The sequence below is a fragment of the Pseudomonas sp. B414 genome, assembly GCF_055408445.1.
This window is the reverse complement of sequence record NZ_JBUZTQ010000003.1, coordinates 109,153-129,452: the sequence shown is the minus strand read 5'-3', so window position 1 is coordinate 129,452 and position 20,300 is coordinate 109,153. Positions and strand designations below refer to the sequence as shown.

The following is a 20,300-nucleotide window of genomic DNA, read 5'->3' as shown; positions in this document are numbered from 1 at the left end:
CGGCGCGCCGACCAATGCTACAGAATGCCTATCACAGCGGCACGACCGCTTTGCGAGGCTTTTATTGCAAAGTGTGTTCTTCGATGAATTCCAGCGGCTGCATCCCTTCGCGGCTGACCAAGCGGTTGAGCTCGGCTCGCGGCAGGCGTACGTCCAGCAAACTGGAGCCCTCATCGTCATGCTCTTCCTTCTGCACCACTCCCAGTTCAAAGAACTGTGCACGCAGTCGAGCAAAACGTTGCGGCAAGCGCAAGGTGCCAACGAACAAATCATTGCCCAGCAACTCGGCGATGGCCTGCTCAAGCAACTCCAACCCTTGACCATCACGGGCCGACAACCAGACCCGCTGCGGCTTGCCATCGGCATCACGCTGGATCTGCGGCTCGACACCTTCAAGCAAATCGATTTTGTTGTAGACCTCGAGGATCGGCAAGTCCTGGGCACCAATTTCGCCCAGTACCACCATCACCTGCTCAATCTGCGCCATGCGCTCGGGTTCGTGCGCATCGATGACATGCAGCAGCAAATCGGAATTGCTCGACTCTTCGAGCGTAGACCGGAATGCTTCAACTAGCTTGTGCGGAAGATGACGAATAAAGCCCACGGTATCGGCCAGTACGATCGGCCCCAGGTCGCCCAGATCGAGGCGGCGCAAGGTCGGGTCGAGCGTGGCGAACAACTGGTCAGCGGCGAATACGTCAGACCCGGTGACTTTGTTGAACAGCGTGGATTTACCGGCGTTGGTATAGCCCACCAGCGACACTGTAGGAATATCGGCGCGTTGGCGCCCTCTACGGGACTGCTCGCGTTGACTGCGGACTTTTTTCAGGCGCGATTTGATCTGGCTGATGCGCACGCGCAACAGACGGCGGTCGGTTTCGAGCTGGGTTTCACCCGGCCCGCGCATACCAATGCCGCCACCCTGACGCTCAAGGTGAGTCCAGCCACGCACAAGACGCGTGCTCATGTGATCAAGCTGGGCCAGTTCGACCTGCAGCTTGCCCTCATGGGTACGGGCGCGTTGAGCGAAGATATCGAGAATCAGCCCGGTGCGGTCCAGCACGCGACACTCGAATACACGTTCGAGGTTACGTTCCTGACTGGGCGTGAGTACGTGATTGAAAATCACGATGTCGACCTTCTCGGCCTTGACCAGGTCGCGCAACTCCTCGACCTTGCCACTGCCAATCAGGTATTTGGCCGATGGCCGATGACGCGGCACGTTAAAAAACGCGACGGTATCGGCGCCAGCCGACACAGCTAACTCCTGGAACTCCTGCGGATCTTCGCGCGCCTCAGGGTCCTGTCCTTCCAAATGAACGAGGATCGCTCGCTCACCACCACCGTGGCGCTCAAAGAACAAAGGATGCTCCTATTTTAGGCGTTACCTGGTTCAGCGTCTGCCAGATCCGATTCAGTTGCGCTAGGCAGACGAATTGGACGTACTGGTACGACTGTCGAAATTGCGTGCTTGTAAACCATTTGGCTGACGGTGTTTTTCAGCAGGATTACGAACTGGTCGAAAGACTCGATGGTCCCCTGCAGCTTGATCCCGTTGACCAGGTAGATGGAAACGCCAACCTTCTCTTTACGCAAAGTATTCAAGTAAGGGTCTTGTAGCGAATGCCCTTTTGACATATGCCGCACTCCTGTAAGGATAAAAAATAGAATCAAAAATTAGATGACCGCTGTCGCCACATCCATAGGATAGACGGCATTTGCCAAGACTCAGCTCAATATGGAGACGGATTCCAGGCATTTCAAGGCTCGTGGCAGATTGTCGCAGTCCAGACTGTCCAGCCAATGCAAATCATTCCAGCTGCGTAACCAGGTGAACTGACGCTTGGCCAACTGGCGCGTGGCAATGATGCCGCGCTCCTGCATTTCGGCCGCTGTCAGCTTGCCGTCGAGGTAGTCCCAGACCTGGCGATAGCCTACAGCACGTATAGACGGCAAACCTGAATGCAGGTCACTTCTATTGCGCAGGCTTATGACCTCGTCAATGAACCCCTGTTCCAGCATCTGCCCGAATCTTAGTGCAATTCGTTCATGCAGCACCTGACGGTTCGCCGGAGCGATGGCCAGATGCGCGACAGTATAGGGCAATTGGCTGTGCCCAGAAGCCGCTGCTTTAGTCGTTTGTTCAGATTGTTTTTGCCGATGTGTCGTTACGCTCATGCCGCTGACCCGATAAACCTCCAGCGCCCGCGTCAGACGCTGCGGATCATTGGGGTGAATGCGCGCCGCAGACTCCGGGTCGATGGCCGCCAACTGGTCGTGCAAGGCTTGCCAGCCAAGGCGTTGAGCCTCTTCTTCAAGCTGTGCGCGCACCGCAGGATCTGCCGGGGGCATGTCGGCCAGGCCGTCAATCAAAGCCTTGTAATAGAGCATGGTGCCACCCACCAGCAGCGGGATATTGCCCCGCGCGGTGATTTCAGCCATGGCCTTGAGCGCATCGCGCCGAAAATCGGCCGCCGAATAGCTCTCGGCCGGATCGAGAATATCGATCAGCTTGTGCGGGTGTGCGGCCAGAATCTCTTTCGAGGGTTTGGCCGTACCGATGTCCATGCCGCGATAGACCAGTGCCGAATCGACGCTGATCAGCTCGCACGGCAACACCTTGCTCAGCTCGATGGCCAGGTCGGTTTTGCCTGCGGCAGTCGGCCCCATCAAAAAAATGGCCGGGGGTAAAGCGTTGGAACCTGTCATCAGCGACCGCGCAAAAAGAGTTTGTCCAAGTCGTCCAGGCCCATTTGGGTCCAGGTGGGACGACCATGATTGCACTGACCACTGCGCTCGGTGTTTTCCATGTCACGCAACAAGCCGTTCATTTCCGGGATCGCCAAACGGCGATTGGCGCGGATTGCACCGTGGCAGGCCATGGTGCCGAGCAGTTCGTTGAGATGGGCCTGAATCCGGTCACTGGTGCCATATTCCATCAGGTCGGCCAGTACATCGTGAACCAGACGTTGAGCCTCGGCCTGCTTGAGCAGGGCCGGGATCTGGCGGATAGCCAGGGTTTCCGGGCCAAGGCGCTGCAATTCAAAGCCCAGGCGCTGGAACCACTCGGCGTGTTCTTCGGCGCAATCGGCTTCACGCTGGCTGACCGCAATCGATTCCGGCACCAGCAGCGGCTGGCCGCTCAGGCCTTCACTGGCCATGGCGATTTTCAGGCGTTCATACATGATCCGCTCATGGGCCGCGTGCATATCTACCAGCACCAGCCCTTGAGCGTTTTCAGCAAGGATATAAATGCCCTTGAGTTGCGCCAGGGCAAAGCCCAACGGCGGAATATCACCCTGCCCATCCGGCAGCGGCGCGGCGTTGGCCTCGGGCAATGGCGCAAAGAATTCGCGATAGGCATTGCGCACCTCTTCGACCGGCACCGATGGCCCGGAAGATTGCGGGCGGTATTGATACTGATAGCCGGCGCCTGCGCCCGAGCCGGCTACATGCGGGGTGGGTGCCGATTGCGGCCGCTCCAGCACATTGGCCGCCAGACGCATTTCACCCTGCGGGCCGAATTCACCGGCATCCAGCCCCGTCGGGCGTTCGGCCCCGGGCACCGGCGCAGGTGCGGCCAGTTGATCTTCCGGGCGCACATCACCCAGGGCACGGTGCAAAGTGCCATAGAGGAAGTCATGCACCATGCGCCCGTCACGGAAGCGCACTTCGTGCTTGGTCGGGTGCACGTTGACGTCGACCACCGAAGGGTCGACTTCAAAGAACAGCACAAAGGTCGGATGCCGACCGTTGAACAGCACATCGCGATAGGCCTGGCGCACTGCGTGGGCGACCAGTTTGTCGCGCACCGCACGGCCATTCACATAGAAATACTGCAAGTCGGCCTGGCTGCGCGAAAAAGTCGGCAACCCAACCCAACCCCACAAATGCAGGCCATTGCGCTCGATCTCGATCGGCAGCGCCTGCTCCAGAAACGCCGAGCCGCACACCGCCGCCACACGCCGGGCACGGGCAGTATCGTCGTGGGCTTCGTGCAGATTGAGGATGGTTTTGCCGTTGTGACGCAGATTGAACGCCACATCAAACCGCGCCAGCGCCAGGCGCTTGATCACTTCTTGCAGGTGATCGAACTCGGTTTTTTCGGTCTTGAGAAACTTGCGCCGCGCCGGGGTATTGAAGAACAGGTCGCGCACTTCAACCGAGGTACCGACCGGATGCGCTGCGGGCTGAACCCGTGGCGCCATATCACGGCCTTCGGTCTCGACCTGCCAGGCCTGATCGGCACCACGGGTGCGCGACGTCAGGGTCAGGCGGGCCACGGAGCTGATGGAGGCCAGGGCCTCACCACGAAAGCCCAGGCTCATCACCCGCTCAAGGTCTTCGAGGTCGCGGATTTTGCTGGTGGCGTGACGCGCCAGCGCCAGCGGCAAGTCGTCGCTGGAAATGCCGCTGCCATCGTCACGCACCCGCAACAGCTTGATACCAGCCTGTTCAACATCGACGTCGATACGCTTGGCGCCAGAGTCGAGGCTGTTTTCCAGCAATTCCTTGATCACCGACGCCGGGCGTTCAACCACTTCGCCCGCAGCAATCTGGTTGGCCAGGCGCGGGCTGAGCAGTTCAATTCGTGCGCTGCTGCTCAATACTTCCTCACTCATTGCTGGGCCGCCAGGGCAGTAGCCGGAATATTCAGGTTCTGGCCGACTTTCAATTCATCGGTTTTCAGGCTGTTGCTCGAGCGTAGTGTCGCCACGCCCACCTGATAACGCACAGCGATCATCGCCAGGGTTTCGCCGGGGCGAACCGTGTGTTCGCGAGCGCCCTGGGCGATTTTGCCGGTGTCACGCAGCCAGGCAATGTAAGTGCCCGGTGGCGGGTTTTGCTGGAAGAACTGGCGCACGCCGCTGCTGATCGAACGGGCCAGCGCTTGCTGGTGACTGCTCGAGGCCAGCTTGGAGGCTTCGTTGGAGTTCGAGATAAACCCGGTCTCGACGAGAATCGACGGAATGTCCGGCGATTTGAGCACCATAAATCCAGCCTGCTCCACGCGCTGCTTGTGCAACGGCGTCACCCGACCGATGTTGCTCAGCACTTTCTGCCCGACGTTCAGGCTGGAGGTCAGCGAAGCGGTCATCGACAGGTCGAGCAACACACCCGCGAGCATGCGGTCCTTGTCATCCAGGCTTACGTTGCCAGCGCCGCCGATCAAGTCGGAACGGTTTTCGCTGTCAGCCAGCCAGCGGGCGGTCTCGGAAGTGGCACCGCGCTCGGACAGGGCAAACACCGAAGCACCAAAGGCAGCCTTGGACGGTGCGGCGTCAGCATGGATCGACACAAACAGGTCGGCGCCCTTCTTGCGGGCGATTTCGGTACGACCACGCAGCGGGATAAAGTAGTCGCCGGTACGGGTCAGTTCAGCGCGGAAGCCTTTCATGCCGTTGATCTGGCGCTGCAACTCTTTGGCAATTGCCAGCACCACGTCTTTTTCACGCTGGCCTGCAGAGCCTGAGGCACCCGGGTCTTCACCGCCGTGGCCGGCGTCAATCACCACCACCACACTGCGTTTGCCACTCGGGATCGGCGGTAGCTTCACATCAGGCTGGGCCGGGGTGACCGGCGCCACAGGCACCGTCGCCACATTGGTGGCAGGCAAGCTCGGCGTGAGGTCGGCACCCTGGTCATACAGGTCGACCACAAGGCGGTTGCCGTACTGGGCATTGGGCGCCAGCACGAAGCTTTTCGGGGTGACGGCCTTTTTCAGGTCGATCACCACGCGCAAGTCTGTGGGGGTGCGCTGCGCCGAGCGCATGCTGCTGATCGGCGTATTCGCCGTTTGCACGTTCAGTGGCCCGGCCAGGGTCGCGCCATTGATATCGATCACCAGGCGGTCAGGCGCGGTCAGGGTAAATACGCTGTGTTGCACCGGGCCGGTCAGGTCAAAAACCAGTCGTGTGTTGTCCGGTGCCCGCCACAAACGCACGCTTTTGACCTGCGATGCCGCCAGGGCATTCACCGCCATGACACTGAGCAACACACCCACCACACTTACTAACGCGCGAAAGCGCATACCAAACCCCATCATTATTTGTATTCCGGCGCCAGTGCGGCACACCAAGACTCGCCACGGGAACCTTGGGGCGTCAGCGTCAGCAAACGCCCGGTGTTATGCGGCCTAATGGTAATGGTCAGGTCAGGCTTTGGCAAAAAGCCCGCACCTTTATCTGGCCATTCAATCAAGCATAGGGCGTCTTCGTCGAAATAATCGCGAATCCCCATATATTCCAGCTCTTCAGGGTCGACCAGGCGGTACAGGTCAAAGTGAAAGGCGCGGATATCGCCAATTTCGTAAGGCTCAACCAGGGTAAAGGTCGGGCTTTTGACCGAGCCGGTGTGGCCAAGGCCGCGAATCAGGCCGCGTGACAGGGTGGTCTTGCCCATACCCAGGTCACCGTCCAGAAAGATCAAACCGTGACCTTGAGTGACAGTGGCCAGACGCGCGCCAAATGCGGTCATGGCCTCTTCATCGGCCAATTGCAGTGTTATTTCATGCACGGTGCGTGTTCCTCCAACAACTGACGAATGGCTGGAATCAAATCACTGGCCGCCAGCCCACGGCCCAATTGTCCTTGTTGTTCTCCGGCGCGGGCATGCAGCCACACCGCCAGGCATGCCGCCTCATAGGCGCCCATGCCCTGGGCCAGCAGTGCGCCGATCACGCCTGCCAGCACATCACCCAGACCGGCCGTGGCCATTGCCGGATGTCCCTGATTACAAATGGCCAACTCATCATCCAGTCCTGCGATCAAAGTGCCGGCTCCTTTAAGGACGCACACCACTGAGTATTTTTTAACCAGCGCCCGGACTGCTGCCGGCCGATCGGCCTGGACTTGCCCGGTGGTGATGCCCAATAACCGCGCAGCCTCCCCCGGATGCGGGGTGATCACCGAACCTTTCGCCAGCTCCATGGCTGAGTTGGACAACAGATTAAGCGCATCGGCATCCCACACCTGCGGCATTTTTGCCTGGGCCGCTGCCGACAACAGACTACGCCCCCAGGGCGCCTGCCCCAAACCCGGGCCGACCACAACCACCGAAGCCTGGGCCAAAACGCCCATCAGTTGATTGGCCGATGACACACCCAGGGCCATCACCTCGGGCACCCGCACCAGAGCGGCAGGTACGTGCTCAGGGCGTGTAGCCAGTGACACCAGCCCCGCGCCACAGCGCAATGCAGCCTGTGCACTGAGGGTAATGGAGCCGCCAAAGCCGCGGTCGCCGCCCACCAGCAGCACATGGCCGAACTGGCCTTTATGGGCGCTCGGGGCACGCCCGGGCAGTTGCGCCAGGTTATCTGCGCAAAGGGCTTTGGGGTCGACTAACAGGTGTTTGGTCTGCGGCATGCGTGTTTGGCTCCGATGTCTGGCAGAATTATACGCATCTCAGCCCCGGTTTCTCTTGTCCCATGCCTGCTATTACTGCCGACCTCCCCGCCCTCGCCCAATCCATCAAGGAATGGGGCCGCGAGCTGGGCTTTCAACAAGTCGCCATTACCGGCCTCGACCTGGGAGAACACGAACACCATCTGCAACGCTGGCTCGATGCCGGCTATCACGGCGACATGGACTACATGGCCGCCCACGGCAGTAAACGCTCGCACCCTGACGAACTGGTGCCCGGCACATTGCGCGTGGTGTCGCTGCGCATGGACTACCTGCCCGGCGACACCCATATGGCGCAATTGCTGGCCCAACCGGAAAAAGCCTACGTATCGCGCTACGCCCTGGGCCGCGATTACCACAAGCTGATCCGCAAGCGCGTGCAGCAACTGGCCGACCGCATTCAGGCAGATATTGGCCCGTTTGGCTTTCGCGCCTTTGTCGACAGCGCCCCGGTGCTGGAAAAAGCCATCGCGCAACAGGCCGGTCTGGGCTGGATTGGCAAAAACACTCTGGTGCTCAATCGCAAGGCGGGCAGCTATTTCTTCCTGAGCGAGCTGTTTGTCGACTTGCCGCTACCGGTGGACCCGCCCCACGAGAGTGAACACTGCGGGCGCTGCACCGCCTGCCTGGACATCTGCCCCACCAATGCCTTTGTCGGGCCCTATGTACTGGATGCACGCAAATGCATTTCGTACCTGACGATCGAACTGAAAACCGCGATACCTGTTGAGCTGCGCTCGATGATCGGCAATCGGGTGTTCGGCTGCGATGACTGCCAGATCGTCTGCCCGTGGAACCGTTTTGCCCGCACCACGGCCGAGGGCGACTTCAAGCCACGGCATAACCTGGACAACGCTGGCTTGGCCGAGTTGTTTATGTGGGATGAAGACAAGTTCTTGAGCAGCACCGAAGGCTCGCCGCTGCGCCGGGCCGGGTATGAGCGCTGGTTGCGCAATCTGGCGGTGGGGCTGGGTAATGCGCCATCAACGATTCCGGTACTGGAAGCGCTGAACGCACGGCGTGAATACCCGTCGGAGCTGGTGCAGGAGCATGTGCAGTGGGCGCTGGCACAACACGCAAATCGCGCCTGACACAAAGACCTCTGTGGGAGCTGGCTTGCCAGCGATACAAACAACTCGGCTTACCTGACAGACCGAGGTGATGCCATCGCGGGCAAGCCCGACTCCCACAAGTCTATGACTGCAGCTCAATGCTCGTCGTTATAAACGAACTTGGGCATTTCCCAGTTAAAGCGGATTGCCAGCAAGCGCAGCAATAGCCCGCCGAACAAGGTGACGAAAATCGCCTGTTCGTTGGGCATTTCCATATAAGTACACAACAAGAAACACCAGGCCGCAGCAAACGACACGCTGGCATACAGCTCGCGACGGAAGATCAGCGGGATGTCGTTGCAGAAGATATCCCGCAGGATGCCGCCAAATACCCCGGTAATCACTCCGCTCACCGAAGCCACCAGCATGCCCTGGCCCATTTCCAGCGCGGTCATGCAGCCGATCAGGGTAAACGCCACCAGCCCCAGGGCATCGAGCACCAGAAACAGTGAGCGCAAATGGCGCATCAAGGGCGCGATAAAGATCGTCACCAGCGCGGCAAAGGTGGTCAATACCAGGTATTCCGGGTGTTTGACCCATGTCAGTGGGTAATGCCCCAGCAGTACGTCACGCACCGAACCGCCGCCCAACGCGGTGACGCAGGCAATCAGCACCACGCCGAACCAGTCCATGCCCCGACGCCCGGCAGACAGCGCGCCGGTCATGGCTTCGGCAGTAATGGCAACTAAATAGAGCATCAGCAACATGGCGGCGATCCTTGCAAGAAGGCGCGCAGTCTACTCAGTTGGCGCGGGCACCAAAAGGGGGCAAGGAACACAGCTCTTTGTAGGAGCGCGCTTAAAACTTGATGAAATGCTTGCGGTAGTGCTGCAGCTCGGCGATCGACTCGCGGATATCGTCCAGCGCCAGGTGCGTGCCCTTTTTCACCAGGCTGTCGCGTACTTCCGGCGCCCAGCGCGCTACCAGCTCTTTAAGCGTCGAGACGTCCAGGTTGCGGTAGTGAAAGTAGCTTTCCAAGGCTTTCATATGGGTGTACAGGAAGCGGCGGTCCTGGCAGATGCTGTTGCCGCAGATCGGCGACTTGCCTTTAGGCACCCACTGTTCCAGAAACGCGATGGTCTGCGCTTCGGCTTCGGCCATGCTGGTGGTGCTGTCCTTGACCCGCTGGGTCAGGCCGCTGCCGCCGTGGGTGCGGGTGTTCCATTCGTCCATGCGCGCCAGCACTTCATCGCTATGGTGGATGGCGATGACCGGGCCTTCAGCCAGGGTGTTGAGGTTGCTGTCGGTGACGATGGTGGCCATTTCGATAATGACGTCGTTGTCAGGGTCCAGACCGGTCATTTCCAGGTCGATCCAGATCAGGTTCTGCGCGTTTTGCATAATGGCCTCCAGTGCTTAGTCGCGCAGTTTAGCTTAGCCGTGCTGCCCTCGTGCTAAACTCGCCAGCGTTTTACCCTCCTTATCGTTTTATCAACACGGAACACCCATGGCCAAACGCCAGCTCAACCGTCGTCAGAATTGGCGCATCGAAAAGATCCAGGGCGAGCGCGCTGCCCGCGCCGCCAAACGTGAATCCAGTGCCGTCGAAGCGCTTGAAGGCGGTGATTTAGGCGCTGAACAGCTCGGTCTGGTGATCGCGCACTTTGGTGTGCAGGTCGAAGTCGAAGCCCAGGAAGGTGAGCTTAAAGGCCAGATGTTCCGTTGCCACCTGCGCGCCAACCTGCCCGCTCTGGTAACTGGTGACACGGTGGTATGGCGCGCCGGCAACCAGGGTATCGGCGTTATCGTCGCCCAGCTGCCGCGTAAAACCGAGCTGTGCCGCCCTGACAGCCGTGGCCAGCTCAAGCCGGTTGCAGCCAACGTCGACATGATCGTGATTGTGTTCGCACCCATGCCCGAGCCGCACGCCAACCTGATCGACCGCTATCTGGTGGCCGCCGAGCACGCCGGGATTCGTCCGTTGTTGCTGCTCAACAAGGCTGACCTGATCGACGATCAAAACGCGCCAGCGCTCAATGCGTTGCTGGGGGTTTATCGTCAGTTGGGCTACCCGGTGCTGGAAGTGTCGGCCCATCACGGTGATGGCATGCAGCAGTTGCAAGCGCAACTGGACGGTCATATCAGCGTGTTTGTGGGTCAGTCGGGCGTGGGCAAATCGTCCCTGGTCAACAGCCTGCTGCCTGAGGTCAACCTGCGGGTCGGGCCTTTGTCGGAGATTTCCGGCCAGGGTACGCATACCACGACCACGGCGCGGTTGTTCCACTTCCCGGGCGGCGGCGAACTGATCGACTCCCCGGGTATTCGTGAATTCGGCTTGGGCCATGTAAGCCGCGCCGATGTTGAAGCGGGCTTTATCGAGTTCAACGACCTGATCGGCACCTGCCGCTTCCGCGACTGCAAGCACGACCGCGAGCCGGGCTGTGCATTGCTGATGGCTCTGGAAGATGGTCGTGTACAGCAGCAGCGCATGAACAGCTATCGCTCGATCATTGCCAGCTTGCCTGAGTCGAGTTACTGACTTAGGGTCAAAAGCCCCTAACCCTAACCCTCTCCCAAAGGGAGAGGGGACTGATTGGGGGATATTTGAGAATTTTGCCAATCTGATGGCCTGAGTTGAATCCGGCATCAACACGGTCAGTCCCCTCTCCCTCCGGGAGAGGGTTAGGGTGAGGGCGGCGGGTCGTCAAACAAATTCAGCTTCTGGCGCTCTTCATGCATCGGCAGTGGCTGTTTATCCGCTGGCAGTTTGATCGGATCGACCGGCTCCTTCGGCAGCTCCTGAGGCTTGACCGCTTCCGCACCCTGCTCCCCTTCAATCGCCTGCTGGGCCTTTTTGGTCAGTACCACGATATCGATCCGGCGATTGACCGGGTTATTAGGCTTGGCCTTGTCGAACAGTACTGACGAGGCATAACCCACCACCCGCGCCACCTGCGCATCCGGGTAGCTGCCCGCCACCAGGGCACGCCGCGCGGCATTGGCACGGTTGGCCGACAACTCCCAGTTGCCGTAATCGCCACCACCCGCGTAAGGCATGGCATCAGTATGGCCGCTTATACTGACCTTGTTCGGCACCGCTTTGATGGTGTCGGCCATGGCCAGCAGAATATCCTCGAAGTACGGCTTGAGCCGCGCACTGCCGACATCGAACATCGGCCGGTTTTCAGCATCCATGATCTGAATGCGCAGACCGTCCGGGGTAATTTCAAACAGCAACTGATCCTTGAATTTGCGCAGTTGCGGGTTTTCTTCGACCTTGTTCTGCAACTCTTGCAGCAGCAATTCAAGGCGCTCTTTCTCCACCTGCTCGGCCATGCTTTCAACCTGCTCGGCATCGACCTTGATCTTGTCGGGCTGAGGTTGCAGCTTTTCTTCGGGATTGAGGGTGTTTTCCGGCGCCAATGCCGGGGTGCCGCCCAGGTCTATGACGTAGGGCGTACCGCTTTCGCTGAAACCGATCGGATCTTTGAAATAACCGCCAATGGCGATCTTTTGCTCTGGCGTGGCAGCCGTCATCAGCCACATCACCAGAAAGAACGCCATCATCGCCGTGGCGAAGTCGGCAAAGGCAATTTTCCACGCGCCACCGTGATGGCCTGCGGCGTAGCGCTTGACGCGCTTGATGATGATGGGCTGGTTGTTTTCCATAAATCAGCGACCGCGAACCACTTGTTCCAGCTCGGAAAAACTCGGCCGATGCTTGGGGTACAGCACCTTGCGACCAAACTCGACCGCCAGCGATGGCGGCATGCCCGAGGCCGAAGCTACCAGCGAGGCCTTGATCGATTCGTACACGTTGAGCTCTTCCTTGGCATCGTGGGCCAAAGACGTCGCCAAAGGCCCGAAGAATCCATAGGCAGCCAAAATACCGAAGAAGGTACCCACCAGCGCGGCGCCGACGTGCATGCCGATGGCGGCCTGATCGCCTTCACCCAGCGAGGCCATGGTCACCACGATACCCAGTACCGCAGCCACGATACCGAAGCCCGGCATGCCGTCGGCGATACCGGTCACGGCGTGGGAAGGATGCTCCAGCTCTTCCTTGAGGTTGTACAACTCCATGTCGAACAACCCCTCTAGCTCGTGGGGAGCCATATTGCCCGAGGACATGATGCGCAGGTAATCGCAGATAAACGCGGTCATGCGCTCATCTTTAAGGACGGTGGGGTATTTGGCGAAGATCGGGCTGGCGGCCGCGTCTTCAATATCGCCCTCGATGGCCATCATGCCTTCGCGGCGACTCTTGTTAAGAATCTCGTAAACCAGGCCCAGCACTTCCAGATAAAAAGCGTGGGAGAAACGCGAGCCGAACATGCCCAGTGATTTTTTGATCACGTGCATGGTCATGTAGCCGGGGTTGGCTTGCAGGAACGCGCCAAAGGCCGCACCGCCGATGATCAACACCTCGAACGGCTGAATCAGCGCCCCGATCTTGCCATGGGAAAGCACGTATCCGCCGAGCACGCTCGCGAATACAACAATGATGCCGATAATTTTAGCCATAGATATAAAAGTACTTCTTGGGTCGGTTCAAGGTCATATTCCAGCGTAGCTAAAACTCTTCTTCTCCTTATCGGCGAATCTGCGCCAGACTATAGCCGGTAGAGCCGAAAAGCCATTCGACCCCCACATTGGATGATCATCGCGTCCCCATTATGGCCAACGAAACCAGCGCACCAACATCAACACCCACCACCCTGGATGCCTGGGTTGCCCACCTGGACGCTGTTGATCTGCCGATCCCGCAAACCAGCCATGCGCGGGTATTCAAGACAATCAACGACAGTCGCCGCTCCTTGCGCGAAATTGCCGAGGTCATGCAGGACAGCCCGGCACTCGCACTCAGACTGATTCGCGAAGCCAACCAACAGGCCCAGAGCAGCCTGAGCGAGCCTGCCGAAAGCCTTGAAGTGGCGATCAATCGCCTGGGCCTCAAGCGCACCCAGATGCTGCTCGAACATGTGCCCGCGCTGGCAATCGAAGATATCCCGCTGGCCTACCGGCAAATCCAGCTGATCAGCCAGCACGCCGCACAACAGGCCATTGGCCTGTTCGGCAACCGCCTGGCGCGGCTCTGGCAGGAAATCTACTGGAGCAGCTTGCTGTTTCTGTCACCGTTATGGGCCCTGGCACTCACTCACCCACTGCTGCTTGAAACCTGGGAGCGGCGCGTGGTCGAGCACAGCGAGTGCGCGAAAAAAGTCGAGCTGGAACTGTTTGGCGTGCCGCTGTTTGATATCTGCCGCGCCATGGCCGAACTGTGGCGCCTGCCGGGGTGGGTGATGCAGGGTTATACGGTGATCACCGAAGAGCGCCGCACCCTGGTCAGGGTGCTGCATATCGCCCGCGACACTCATCATCCGCTGCGCCAGCAACAATTGCTCGACGCCGACCCGGCGCTGCGGCGCTGGCTCAATCAGCCCGCCAACAGTGTATTGCTGGCCAACTGCCTGGCACTGTCGGCCCAACAGGCCTGGGACACACCGCACAACCTGCGCTGGCAGTACGTCACCAGCCTGTACCTGCAAATGCCGCTGGACGAAGTCCAGCAGCAGGCGCATCAACAGGCCGCGAGCAGCGCGCGCTATCACTCCAGCCCCGACCTTTGGCATCCGGCCCAGGCCTTGCTCTGGCCGTGGGATTCACGCCGCACGGGGCATAGTTCGCTGGCGGCGCCGCCGCCCTCGGCCGAATCACTGGCTGCCTGGCGCAAACATTGCGGGCAACTGCTGGAGCAACCCAGCGCATTCACCAATCCCATGCACCTGAGCACCTGCGCCCGTGAAGCCTTGCAGGCGTGCGGCATGCGCCGGGTGATGCTGCTCACTCCCGATAAAACCTCGACCATCCTCAGCGTCAACCAGATTGCCGGGCTGGGCAGGACCGCCTTCGACCTGAACATCAACATCAGCGACAGCACCGCGCTGCAACGCTTGATGACGCAACCGGCGCAAGTGCGCCTGACCCCCGAAAACAACGCCGTGATATCCGCGGTATTACCCTACAGCCTGCGCAGCCTGTTCCCCGGCGAGCATCTGCTGCTACGCTCGCTGAGCAATAACGGCCGCGTGGTCATGCTGATCCTGGCAGACCAGGGCGGCGGGCCATTTTCGGAAACCAGCGTGCAGGCATTTGGCAAAACCGCCCAATGCATCGAGAAAGCCCTGAATAGCTTTAGTACTCGCGGGCGCTAGCGCTACAATCCCCCCCTTTTTGCTCTGGAGGCTTCCTATGCCTGGCTTCTCTGGCTTGCCGTTAGTGATTGAACCCAGCGACCTGCTCGCCCGGCTCAACGCCCCCGAACTGATCCTGGTTGATTTGACCAGCGTTGCGCGCTACGAAGCCGGGCATATTCCGGGCGCCCGCTTTGTCGATCCTAAACGCACGCAACTGGGCCTGCCACCGGCACCCGGCCTGCTGCCTTCGCAAGCGTCGCTGGAAACGCTGTTTGGTGAACTGGGGCACAACCCGAATGCGGTCTACGTGGTCTATGACGACGAAGGCGGCGGCTGGGCCGGACGCTTTATCTGGCTGCTGGATGTGATCGGGCACAAGGCATATCACTATCTGGACGGCGGCATTCACGCCTGGATTGCTGAAGGCTATGGCGTCAGCCAGGACGTGCCTCCCGCTGCCAATGGCACCGTGACGCTAACCCTGCACGACGAGCCCACCGCCACCCGCGAGTACCTGCAAAGCCGCCTGGGCGCCGCCGACCTGGCGATCTGGGATGCGCGCAGTGCAGCCGAATACAGTGGTGAAAAAGTGCTGGCGGCCAAGGGCGGACATATTCCCGGGGCAAAGAATTTTGAATGGACCGCCGGCATGGATAAAACCCGCAGCCTGCGCATTCGCACTGACATGGCGCAGATCCTCAAGGATCTGGGCATCACGCCAGACAAAGAAGTGATTACCCACTGCCAGACCCACCACCGTTCTGGCTTTACTTATCTCGTCGCCAAAGCGCTCGGTTACCCGCGCGTCAAAGGCTACGCCGGCTCTTGGGGCGAATGGGGCAACCACCCCGACACCCCTGTCGAGCTGCCTGCAAAAAATTAAGGACCTTGAATGAAAAAGCGTTTGTTCCTCCTCAGTCAGTACCTGTTGCCGCATCACCTGCTGTCACGCCTGGCCGGCTGCATTGCCGAATGCCGCGTGCGCTGGTTCAAGAATGCGTTCACCACCTGGTTCGCCAAGCGCTATCAAGTGGACATGTCCCAGGCCCTGGTTGAGGACGTTACCGCCTACGAGCACTTCAACGCCTTCTTCACCCGCGCATTGAAAGACGGTGCGCGCCCGCTGGATCAAACCCCGGGCGCGGTGCTGAGCCCTGCCGATGGTGCCGTCAGCCAGCTAGGCCCGATCGAACACGGTCGCGTGTTCCAGGCCAAAGGCCACAGCTACAGCGTGCTGGAGCTGGTGGGGGGTGATGCTGAAGTGGCTGCACAGTTTATGGGCGGCCAATTTGCCACCATCTACCTGTCGCCCAAGGACTACCACCGCGTGCATATGCCACTGGCAGGTACTCTGCGCGAGATGATCTACGTGCCGGGCCGTCTGTTCTCGGTCAACCAGACCACCGCCGAAAACGTACCGGAGCTGTTTGCCCGCAACGAACGTGCGGTGTGCATTTTTGATACCGAGCGCGGCCCGATGGCCGTGGTATTAGTCGGTGCGATGATCGTGGCGTCGATTGAAACCGTGTTTGCCGGCCTGGTTACGCCGCCTAAACGCGAGCTGAAAACCTTCCGCTACGACGAAGCTGCGCGTGCACCGATCCATCTGGAGAAAGGTGCCGAACTGGGTCGCTTCAAGCTGGGCTCGACTGCAATCGTGCTGTTTGGCGCGGATCAGGTGAAATGGGCCGAAGGCCTGGCGGCGGGAACGCCGGTTATGATGGGTCAGAAAATGGGTACACCAGCGCACGCCGAATAACCCAAAACCCTGTGGGAGCGGGCTTGCTCGCGATGCTGGCAACCCGGTGCATCTGATTCACCGAGGTGATGCAATCGCGGGCAAGCCCGCTCCCACAGGTCATTTACAGGGATGTTTAGCCCTGGCTGTTACGGTCACGCTGGCCTAGCAGGTACAGCACACCATCCAACCCTAGTGTCGAAATGGCATGCTTGGCCGACTTCTTCACCAGCGGCTTGGCTCGGAATGCCACTCCCAGCCCGGCAATTGCCAGCATCGGCAAGTCATTGGCACCGTCACCGACCGCAATGGTCTGCTCCAGGCTCAAGCCTTCCTTTTGTGCCAGCTCACGCAACAAGTCCGCCTTGCGCTGGGCATCAACAATCGGCTCGACTGCAACGCCGGTCACCTTGCCGTCCACCACTTCCAGCTCGTTGGCAAACACATAGTCGATGCCCAGTTTCGCCTGCACTTGCTTGGCAAAATAGGTAAAGCCACCTGACAGGATGGCGGTCTTGTAGCCCAGGCGCTTGAGCTCGGCGAACAGCACTTCGGCGCCTTCGGTCAGGCGCAGCGACGCGCCAATGGCATCCAGTACACCGACATCCAGACCCTTGAGCAGCGCCATGCGCTCCTTGAAACTGGCCTTGAAGTCCAGCTCGCCGGCCATGGCGCGCTCGGTGATGGCTGCCACCTGATCACCCACACCCGCAGCCTTGGCCAACTCGTCGATCACTTCGGCTTCGATCAGCGTGGAGTCCATGTCGAACACCGCCAGACGACGATTGCGACGGAACAGGGTGTCTTCCTGCAGCGCGATATCCACGCCCAGTTCCTGGGCCAGGTTGAAGAAATCGGCACGCAGCGCATCAACATCCACGGGTTCGCCACACACACGCAGCTCGATGCAGCTCTTGCTCACTTCGGTCGGCGCATCCAGCGGTACACGGCCGGACAGGCGATCCGTCTGCTCGATGTTCAAGCCATGCTGGCTGATGATCGACGTCACGCGCTGCAATTCGTGAGCCGTCACTTGCCGGCTCATCAGCGTGACCACATGACGGGTCTGGCTTTGCTCGTGGACCCAGCGCTGGTAATGCTCTTCACTGATCGGATCAAAACGCAGTTGCAAGCCTTCCTGGGCGATCAAGGGCTGCAGGTCCTTGAGCACCGCCGAAACCAGCTCGGCCTGTGGAATTTCCACCAGAAAACCCAACGACAAAACGCCATGGATGGCGGCCTGACCGATGTCGAGAATATTCACACCATTGCTGGCCAGTACACCGGTAATGGCCGCAGTGAGACCTGGACGGTCCTCACCGGTGATGTTTATCAGGACGATTTCGCGCAAGGCACACCCCCATTCGCTAAAAAAAACGCATTCTACCCACTTTCAGTGACCATCGGGCACCGCCAAGGCTTTGCCGTCTCAGGGCTGCTCGCTATACTGCGCACCAACTTAACGGACTAAGAGCCGCGCTCAGTGAACCGGCCATTGCCTGTCAAAACCGATAATTTCTTCCTGCTGATCTTCCGGGCCCTGCGTGATCGCCGCGTTCCGCTTGCTCTGCGTATTGCCAGCCATAACGTGATCCTGGTCGCGTTGGCGCTGGTTATCTATGCCGTGGTGATGGGTCTGCAATTCAAGCAGGCCATGCACGAACAGGCCGATGCCCTGGGCCAGAGCCTGACCACGCAAACCGCCACCTCGGCGACCGAGCTGCTGGTGTCCAACGACATCCTCAGCCTCAACGTGCTGCTCAATAACCTGACGAAAAACCCGTTGGTGGCCCACGCGGCCATCTATAGCGTCGATAACCGCATCCTCGCCGAAGCCGGGCAACGTCCTAAAAACGGTCTGCTGGGCGAAACCCAAGGCCTGTACCAGACCAAGATCACCTTTCAGGATGTGACCGCCGGGCATTTGCGCATCAGCCTGGACATGAACCAGTTCGAGCAGCCGATGACCATCAGCCTGCAGAGCATGGGCATTCTGGCCGCCATCTTGCTGGCCTTGGCATTGGCCCTGAGCTTGCGTCTGGGCCGCCACATTACTACGCCGTTGCTGCAACTGCGCGTCTGGCTGCGCGAGCCGGACCCTTACACCCCGGCCATCCAGCGCCAGGATGAAATCGGTGATTTGGCCCGCCAGCTGCACAGCCGCCTTGCTCCGCCTGCACCGGAGCCGGAACCCGAGCCAGAACCGGAAGAAGACGACTACGACGACAGCGACTACGAAGAGGCCGAGGACAACGAGCCGACCTTTGAAGTACGCAACCTGAGTGACCCGACGTTCGATGAAACTCCGGCGGCACCTGCACCAAAAGCCGCACCTCGCCAGTTGGTGAGCACCGAAGAAGACGAGAACGACGAAGAAGACCCGTTTGCCGACCTGCGCGACACCAGCACGGCCAATGCCGCGCCGGTTGCCCTGGCCAAGCCAAAACCGGTGGCAACTGCGGCGCCGCAGCCAAGTGCCGTACTCGCGGTGCAATTGGGGGCACAGGAACAACTGCGCCGCCTGCCTCGCGCCCGCTTGATGGAGCTGCTGGAACGCTATCGCGACTGCCTGAATCAGGCGGCCTCGCTGTATCAAAGCGAGCTGCATACGCTGAACGATGGCAGCACGCTGATGCTGTTCCATAGCGAAGACAGCGGTGATGACTACCTGACCAACGCCATTTGCTGCGGCGAACTGCTGCGGGCCCTGGGCCACGCCCTGCAGATCGAAGTGGCGGACAGCGGCATCACCCTGCAATTGCAACTGGGTCTGGTGCTGGGCGAAGGTTTGAGCGGTATCAGCCAGATTGATCTGCTGCTGACTGAAACCGCACAGGATGCCCTGGCCCTGTCGCAACACAGCCGCAACCTGCTGCTGGTGGAGCGCAAGATCAGCGACGACCCGCTGATCCGTCAGCGCGCACGCATTCGCCCGATTGCCAGCCCTGAAGGCGCCTGCTGTGTAGAGCGCCTGATGGAGCCTTATCCGTCCATGCTTGAGCGCCAGCTGGCGCGGATGCATGAGAGTCGCGGGTAAGGGGCTTTTGACCTCCCATAAAAAATCCCGCACAAGTGCGGGATTTTTTGTTTCTGCCATTCAGCCTAGAAGCGAAACACTTCCATATCCGTACGAATCGGTGAAGCCATCGGGATCCGCGGCTTTTCCGCACCCTGCTTGGGTGCTGCCTTGGTCGGTGGCTTGGGTGCTTCCACCAGTGGCGGCTGGTTGGCCAGCGGCTTGAGCGCTACCGCCAATTGCTCACTCAACTGTTGCAACAACTGCCCCTGAGCCTTGACCTGATCCGCAGTGCTGCCTGCATGCGGCTGCTCAAGGTGGACAATGCGGTTATCGCGCACTTGCCCGCGACGGTCAATCAAACGCCATTGCGCGTCCAGCACCGCTGGCAGGTTCTTGCCCGAGTCCAGGCGGGTGATCGACAACAGCACCTGCACATCAGGACTGAAGCCCGCGGTGGCCGGGGCCAGTACAACGCGCTGACTGTCCAGGCGCCATGCCAGCTGGCGTACCAGCAACTGATTGATATCAGACGTCAGGCTGCCCGCCCAACGGCCATCAGTAGCGGCACTCAGGCTGCCATCGGACTGTCGTTGCAGCAGGGTTTCACGTTGCAGGTAGTCGGCCACGCTGATCGGGCCAAGTACCACGGCCATGCCGGCGCTTTGCGCGGGCTGGCCGGGTGCGCCGCTGTCCAGTTGGTACAGGGCCGCCGGCTGGTGCGTGCTGCACCCCGCCAGACCCAGCACACCGGTCAGCAACGCAATCAAAGGAAGGCGTAGAACGTTCATCATTCCATCCAGGGGCCGCCACAGGGCGAGCCGCAGTGTGATTCTCGAAAGGTTCGCAACGCACATTGCCATAAGCCGTGGCGCAAACGCGGCATATCATCCG

At 60.0% G+C, this 20,300-nt stretch carries 19 protein-coding genes; 6 read left to right on the top strand and 13 right to left on the bottom strand.

Going from position 1 to position 20,300, the window contains the following annotated elements:
• Positions 1-61: 61 nt before the first annotated feature.
• The 7 genes from hflX to ACZRMH_RS04070 form a co-directional block, all read right to left on the bottom strand.
• Positions 62-1,363, bottom strand: a complete 1,302-nt coding sequence (hflX, locus tag ACZRMH_RS04100) for a ribosome rescue GTPase HflX (RefSeq protein WP_095030444.1) — start codon at positions 1,361-1,363, stop codon at positions 62-64.
• Positions 1,364-1,377: 14 nt separating this feature from the next.
• Positions 1,378-1,638, bottom strand: coding sequence for an RNA chaperone Hfq (gene hfq / locus ACZRMH_RS04095; RefSeq protein WP_016783304.1), 261 nt, complete (start codon positions 1,636-1,638; stop codon positions 1,378-1,380).
• 90 nt (positions 1,639-1,728) lie between these two features.
• Positions 1,729-2,709, bottom strand: a complete 981-nt coding sequence (miaA, locus tag ACZRMH_RS04090) for a tRNA (adenosine(37)-N6)-dimethylallyltransferase MiaA (protein ID WP_464012288.1) — start codon at positions 2,707-2,709, stop codon at positions 1,729-1,731.
• A complete protein-coding gene (mutL, locus tag ACZRMH_RS04085) occupies positions 2,709-4,607 on the bottom strand; it encodes a DNA mismatch repair endonuclease MutL (protein ID WP_464012383.1) in 1,899 nt (632 codons plus the stop codon). Before mutL ends, miaA begins: the two co-directional genes overlap by 1 nt.
• 11 nt (positions 4,608-4,618) lie before the next feature.
• Positions 4,619-6,043, bottom strand: coding sequence for an N-acetylmuramoyl-L-alanine amidase (locus tag ACZRMH_RS04080; protein WP_464012382.1), 1,425 nt, complete (start codon positions 6,041-6,043; stop codon positions 4,619-4,621).
• Between the two features lie 2 nt (positions 6,044-6,045).
• Positions 6,046-6,516, bottom strand: a complete 471-nt coding sequence (gene tsaE / locus ACZRMH_RS04075; RefSeq protein ID WP_016783300.1) for a tRNA (adenosine(37)-N6)-threonylcarbamoyltransferase complex ATPase subunit type 1 TsaE — start codon at positions 6,514-6,516, stop codon at positions 6,046-6,048.
• The gene (locus ACZRMH_RS04070) at positions 6,504-7,364 is read right to left on the bottom strand and encodes an NAD(P)H-hydrate dehydratase (protein WP_464012287.1); all 861 of its coding nucleotides are present in this window, start codon (positions 7,362-7,364) and stop codon (positions 6,504-6,506) included. Before ACZRMH_RS04070 ends, tsaE begins: the two co-directional genes overlap by 13 nt.
• Before the next feature lie 62 nt (positions 7,365-7,426).
• Between ACZRMH_RS04070 and queG the strand changes: the two genes are divergently transcribed.
• Positions 7,427-8,494 (top strand): tRNA epoxyqueuosine(34) reductase QueG, encoded by a 1,068-nt coding sequence (gene queG / locus ACZRMH_RS04065; protein ID WP_464012286.1) that lies wholly within the window; start codon positions 7,427-7,429, stop codon positions 8,492-8,494.
• 116 nt (positions 8,495-8,610) lie between these two features.
• On the opposite strand, the gene ACZRMH_RS04060 is transcribed toward queG, so the two are convergent.
• Positions 8,611-9,222 (bottom strand): trimeric intracellular cation channel family protein, encoded by a 612-nt coding sequence (locus ACZRMH_RS04060; protein ID WP_016783297.1) that lies wholly within the window; start codon positions 9,220-9,222, stop codon positions 8,611-8,613.
• Positions 9,223-9,313: 91 nt separating this feature from the next.
• A complete protein-coding gene (gene orn / locus ACZRMH_RS04055; RefSeq protein ID WP_464012285.1) occupies positions 9,314-9,856 on the bottom strand; it encodes an oligoribonuclease in 543 nt (180 codons plus the stop codon).
• A gap of 106 nt (positions 9,857-9,962) precedes the next feature.
• On the opposite strand from orn, the gene rsgA reads away from it, so the two are divergent.
• Positions 9,963-10,994: a small ribosomal subunit biogenesis GTPase RsgA gene (gene rsgA / locus ACZRMH_RS04050; protein ID WP_464012284.1), complete on the top strand. Its 1,032-nt coding sequence runs from the start codon at positions 9,963-9,965 to the stop codon at positions 10,992-10,994.
• 143 nt (positions 10,995-11,137) lie between these two features.
• On the opposite strand, the gene motB is transcribed toward rsgA, so the two are convergent.
• Both motB and motA read right to left on the bottom strand, forming a co-directional pair.
• Positions 11,138-12,124 (bottom strand): flagellar motor protein MotB, encoded by a 987-nt coding sequence (motB, locus tag ACZRMH_RS04045; RefSeq protein WP_464012283.1) that lies wholly within the window; start codon positions 12,122-12,124, stop codon positions 11,138-11,140.
• A 3-nt stretch (positions 12,125-12,127) separates the two neighbouring features.
• Entirely contained in the window at positions 12,128-12,979 is an 852-nt protein-coding gene (gene motA / locus ACZRMH_RS04040; protein ID WP_464012282.1) for a flagellar motor stator protein MotA, read from the bottom strand.
• 152 nt (positions 12,980-13,131) lie between these two features.
• Here motA and ACZRMH_RS04035 point away from each other — a divergent pair, with 152 nt between their 5' ends.
• The 3 genes from ACZRMH_RS04035 to asd are packed head-to-tail and all read left to right on the top strand — an operon-like array spanning position 13,132 to position 16,411.
• Positions 13,132-14,670, top strand: a complete 1,539-nt coding sequence (locus tag ACZRMH_RS04035) for an HDOD domain-containing protein (protein ID WP_464012281.1) — start codon at positions 13,132-13,134, stop codon at positions 14,668-14,670.
• Between the two features lie 37 nt (positions 14,671-14,707).
• Positions 14,708-15,535, top strand: a complete 828-nt coding sequence (locus ACZRMH_RS04030) for a rhodanese-like domain-containing protein (RefSeq protein WP_464012280.1) — start codon at positions 14,708-14,710, stop codon at positions 15,533-15,535.
• A gap of 9 nt (positions 15,536-15,544) precedes the next feature.
• The gene (gene asd / locus ACZRMH_RS04025; RefSeq protein ID WP_464012279.1) at positions 15,545-16,411 is read left to right on the top strand and encodes an archaetidylserine decarboxylase; all 867 of its coding nucleotides are present in this window, start codon (positions 15,545-15,547) and stop codon (positions 16,409-16,411) included.
• 115 nt (positions 16,412-16,526) lie between these two features.
• Here the strand turns inward: asd and serB are convergent, their stop codons facing one another.
• Complete coding sequence (gene serB / locus ACZRMH_RS04020) at positions 16,527-17,741, bottom strand: phosphoserine phosphatase SerB (protein WP_464012278.1); 1,215 nt, start codon at positions 17,739-17,741, stop codon at positions 16,527-16,529.
• Between the two features lie 132 nt (positions 17,742-17,873).
• Between serB and ACZRMH_RS04015 the strand changes: the two genes are divergently transcribed.
• Positions 17,874-19,427, top strand: a complete 1,554-nt coding sequence (locus ACZRMH_RS04015; RefSeq protein WP_464012277.1) for an AhpA/YtjB family protein — start codon at positions 17,874-17,876, stop codon at positions 19,425-19,427.
• 65 nt (positions 19,428-19,492) lie between these two features.
• Here ACZRMH_RS04015 and ACZRMH_RS04010 read toward each other — a convergent pair whose 3' ends face one another.
• Positions 19,493-20,197 carry a PqiC family protein gene (locus ACZRMH_RS04010; RefSeq protein WP_464012276.1) on the bottom strand — a complete coding sequence of 235 codons (705 nt, stop codon included), beginning with the start codon at positions 20,195-20,197 and terminating at the stop codon, positions 19,493-19,495.
• Between the last annotated feature and the right edge of the window lie 103 nt (positions 20,198-20,300).

Bases quoted from the DNA above. Each gene is read 5' to 3' on its own strand.
- hfq (WP_016783304.1), bottom strand. From the start codon at position 1,638: ATGTCAAAAGGGCATTCGCTACAAGACCCTTACTTGAATACTTTGCGT.
- miaA (WP_464012288.1), bottom strand. From the start codon at position 2,709: ATGACAGGTTCCAACGCTTTACCCCCGGCCATTTTTTTGATGGGGCCG.
- ACZRMH_RS04080 (WP_464012382.1), bottom strand. From the start codon at position 6,043: ATGGGGTTTGGTATGCGCTTTCGCGCGTTAGTAAGTGTGGTGGGTGTG.
- ACZRMH_RS04070 (WP_464012287.1), bottom strand. From the start codon at position 7,364: ATGCCGCAGACCAAACACCTGTTAGTCGACCCCAAAGCCCTTTGCGCA.
- queG (WP_464012286.1), top strand. From the start codon at position 7,427: ATGCCTGCTATTACTGCCGACCTCCCCGCCCTCGCCCAATCCATCAAG.
- ACZRMH_RS04060 (WP_016783297.1), bottom strand. From the start codon at position 9,222: ATGTTGCTGATGCTCTATTTAGTTGCCATTACTGCCGAAGCCATGACC.
- orn (WP_464012285.1), bottom strand. From the start codon at position 9,856: ATGCAAAACGCGCAGAACCTGATCTGGATCGACCTGGAAATGACCGGT.
- rsgA (WP_464012284.1), top strand. From the start codon at position 9,963: ATGGCCAAACGCCAGCTCAACCGTCGTCAGAATTGGCGCATCGAAAAG.
- motB (WP_464012283.1), bottom strand. From the start codon at position 12,124: ATGGAAAACAACCAGCCCATCATCATCAAGCGCGTCAAGCGCTACGCC.
- motA (WP_464012282.1), bottom strand. From the start codon at position 12,979: ATGGCTAAAATTATCGGCATCATTGTTGTATTCGCGAGCGTGCTCGGC.
- ACZRMH_RS04035 (WP_464012281.1), top strand. From the start codon at position 13,132: ATGGCCAACGAAACCAGCGCACCAACATCAACACCCACCACCCTGGAT.
- ACZRMH_RS04030 (WP_464012280.1), top strand. From the start codon at position 14,708: ATGCCTGGCTTCTCTGGCTTGCCGTTAGTGATTGAACCCAGCGACCTG.
- asd (WP_464012279.1), top strand. From the start codon at position 15,545: ATGAAAAAGCGTTTGTTCCTCCTCAGTCAGTACCTGTTGCCGCATCAC.
- ACZRMH_RS04010 (WP_464012276.1), bottom strand. From the start codon at position 20,197: ATGAACGTTCTACGCCTTCCTTTGATTGCGTTGCTGACCGGTGTGCTG.